4 protein-coding genes are annotated in these 3,404 nt (G+C 38.1%); 3 read left to right on the top strand and 1 reads right to left on the bottom strand.

All coding sequences use genetic code 11. The features are described 5' to 3' along the window. Nucleotides 1–838: U32 family peptidase (locus ABY905_RS15340; protein ID WP_372645448.1), on the top strand; the 838-nt coding region annotated here is incomplete at its 5' end. 33 nt (nucleotides 839–871) lie between these two features. Beyond that, on the top strand, nucleotides 872–2,083 hold the full coding sequence (locus ABY905_RS15335) for an NAD(P)/FAD-dependent oxidoreductase (protein ID WP_372645446.1): 1,212 nt from the start codon (nucleotides 872–874) through the stop codon (nucleotides 2,081–2,083). An 81-nt stretch (nucleotides 2,084–2,164) separates the two neighbouring features. On the opposite strand, the gene ABY905_RS15330 is transcribed toward ABY905_RS15335, so the two are convergent. Further along, the gene (locus ABY905_RS15330) at nucleotides 2,165–2,767 is read right to left on the bottom strand and encodes a Crp/Fnr family transcriptional regulator (protein WP_372645444.1); all 603 of its coding nucleotides are present in this window, start codon (nucleotides 2,765–2,767) and stop codon (nucleotides 2,165–2,167) included. A 248-nt stretch (nucleotides 2,768–3,015) separates the two neighbouring features. Here ABY905_RS15330 and ABY905_RS15325 point away from each other — a divergent pair. Continuing rightward, nucleotides 3,016–3,404, top strand: a 389-nt coding sequence (locus tag ABY905_RS15325) for an OsmC family protein (protein ID WP_372645443.1), incomplete at its 3' end; no start/stop codon positions are given.

Genomic DNA, 3,404 nt, shown 5'->3' with positions numbered 1-3,404 from the left:
TTCCATTCTGATTTCTTCAAAGGATGATCTCTCGCTTTGTGATGAGGATACAGGGGATATCTATTTTCAATTACCCAACAGTTTCCAAAACAAGCTTACTGAGTATCTTGATCTTTTCAGAAAGAATAGCAAGTTGATTCCATGGTTTCCTTCGGTTATTATAGGTGAGGATTACAATGTAGCTGTTAAGTTTCTTTCCGAACTAAATCCAACTAAAATTGTCTCTAATAATACGGGTATTGCTTATGAAGCTTCGAAAAAAGGGATTGCTTGGATAGCAGGTCCCCAGCTTAATCTGACCAATTCGTATAGCCTTTTGTGTTTGAAAGAAGAGTTGAATTGTTCGGGAGCTTTTATCTCCAATGAGTTAAATAAAAATCAGATCAAACAGATCAAGTGTCCAGAGAACTTTCAGCTACACTATAGTATCTATCATCCCATTGTTTTGATGACTAGCAGACAATGTTTGTTTCATCAGGTAACGGGTTGTGAAAAGAATCGAGTTGATGCGACTTGTATTCAGAATTGTGATAAAGCTTCGTCTATCACGAATTTAAAAGAGGATACCTTTTTTATTGAGAAGAGCAAGGGAAATTATCACCATGTTTATAATGCATCCAATTTTCTGAATACGGCTATCCTTAAAGATATTCCAGATACATTCTCAAGTTTCTTTATTGATATGAGAGATATTAAAACAGAAACGAACATAGAGTTCGATAAATCGAAATTAATCAAGCTTTTCAAAAGGATGATCGATGGAAACGCTGATTCAGAACAAGAACTGCATAGGCTGATAGATTCTACTACTTGTGTTCAATATCAGAGGGGAATTTAATTTTAGGCATCAGAGAATATAAAATAGTTAGATATGAGAATCGGAATAATAGGAGGTGGAGCAGCAGGTTTCTTTTCAGCCATAGCCGCCAAGGAAAACTACCCGGAGGCCAAAGTTGTAATTATCGAAAAATCTAAACACGTTTTATCCAAGGTGAAAGTATCGGGAGGTGGCAGATGCAACCTGACCAATGCTTGCGATCCGCAGGATTTGTATCAAGCCTATCCCAGAGGAGGGCGAAGTTTGAAAAAAGCCTTCCATCTGTTTAATAATAAGGATTGTGTAAAGTGGTTCGAATCCAGAGGAGTGGCATTGGTCACTCAGGATGACAATTGCATCTTTCCTGTCTCTCAGGATTCACAATCTATTATCGACTGTTTTCTGAAAGAATGCAAGCGCTTGGGCATTGAGATTCAAAAAGGATTGGCAGTAAAATCAATTAAGCCAATTGATGAGCAATTCGAATTGGATTTTGATCAGGAAAATGTTATTTCAGGAACCTTCGATCGCTTGATAGTGACGACGGGTGGTTCACCTCAAAGAAAAGGATTGGAATGGCTGGAAGCCTTGAATCATAAAATTGAAAATCCAGTCCCTTCATTATTCACCTTTAATATGCCTGATGAGGCTGTTACCAAACTGATGGGTATTGTGGTTGAGGAGGCTTTGGTCAGTCTACCAGGCACGAAATTGAAATCGGAAGGTCCTTTACTAATCACGCATTGGGGCATGAGTGGCCCAGCTATTTTAAAGCTGTCCGCTTTTGGTGCCAGAGTGTTAAGTGAGAAGAACTACGATTTCAAGATGCTAGTGAATTGGGTGAACGAGACGAATTACGATTTGGTCGTAGATGAACTAACGACTATTGCTGAGGCGCATACCAATAAGATTTTAGCCAATTACAGACCCTTTTCTTTACCAGATAGACTTTGGATGTTCTTGTTGGAAAAAGGAAATTTGCCTTCGAATAAAAGGTGGGGAGAACTGGGAAAAAAAGGCATCAATAAATTGCTCACTCTGCTTACAACCGATGAGTATGCTGTAAAAGGCAAGACTACCTTTAGAGATGAATTTGTAACCTGTGGAGGCGTGAGTCTGAAAAGTGTGGATATGTCAAGCATGCAATCCAAAAAGTGCAAGAACCTTTATTTTGCTGGGGAAGTGTTGGATATCGATGCCATTACCGGAGGCTATAATTTACAAGCTGCCTGGTCTACAGGATTCCTAGCAGGACAATTGAAATAAACTGAACAGATTTTTGATTGCAGGTTTAAGTCAGTATGTAAAAAACTCATAATTCTAAATTCATAACTCATAATTTACCAATTAGCCATTCTTAATGATGAGCTCAAGGCTTTCGGCTTTGATAATTGTAATGGATTTATCCTTAAGTTGAATAATGCCATCGTTGTGAAATTTAGCCAAGGTATGTATGGTGCTTTCTTTCGAACAGCCTGCCAATGAGGCAAGCCCTACACGTGTAACAGGTAGAGTGAAACTATTGCTTTTGTATATCTCTTTAAATTCCTGCAGGATCATTGCCACTGAGCCCTCTACATTTTTACCTGCCAATCGACTTGTGCGATGCATGATATCATTTGTAAGCGATGACATATGACGCATAAGTTTGAGCGCAAATTCTCCGTTTTCTTTAATCAGGCTAAAAAACAGATCCATATTAATCATGCGGATGGTCGTATTCTCCAATGCAATGGCTGAAAAATCGAGACTTTTGCATGCGAAACTGCACATGATTCCTACGAACGAATCATTACTCAATAATTTCAATGTAGAAAGTTTTGAATCGTTTGTTACATCAAGTTTGGCTAAACCTTTTTCGATATATAGGATATGTGATGCCACAAAACCTTGTTTGATGATGGTTTCTCCCTTCGCAAACTGAAGTAGGGTGGTGGATTTTTCCACCATGTCTTTTTGGTTTGGCGTAAGAGAATCAAAGCAGTCTTTTGCGCTAATCGATTGATGATCGGAACAATATCCGTCAGTTTGATATTCTAAATTCATTATTGGGATTGATCTCATTTAAAATCACATCTTAAATTGATGCAAAATTCCATCAAATATAATGAATCTATGCTTCGTTTAATCCTTTTATTGTTGATTAAGATATCACATTTTTGTGCTGTTATTATTACTGACAATTAAACTACAATAAAATGTCCGATTTAAAATTTAGAGTAAAAGCATATAGCGAAAACCCAACTAAGACGATTGTAAAAGCAAGAGGTTTTGAGATTATTATTGATGAACCAGCTGATTTGGGCGGAACAGATGAGGGAGCAAATCCTGTTGAATACATTCTTGCAGCATTTTGCGGTTGTATCAATGTTATGGCTCATGTTGTTGCTAAAGAGATGAACATCGAACTGCGTTCGCTTAAGATCAAAATGGCTGGAGAGCTAAATCCAAATCGCTTGTTCGGAACTTCATTTGAAGACAGAGCAGGGTATAAGGGTATTGAGGTTTCCATTGAGCCTGATTGTGATGCTTCTCCTGAGGTTTTGGCTAAGTGGATGGAGGCAATCGAAGACAGATGTCCTGTTTC

Origin of the sequence: Ancylomarina sp., assembly GCF_041555295.1 — a bacterium.
GTDB lineage: Bacteria > Bacteroidota > Bacteroidia > Bacteroidales > Marinifilaceae > Ancylomarina.
The sequence above is the reverse complement of the archived record's forward strand: the minus strand, read 5'-3'. Positions and strand labels throughout refer to the sequence as shown.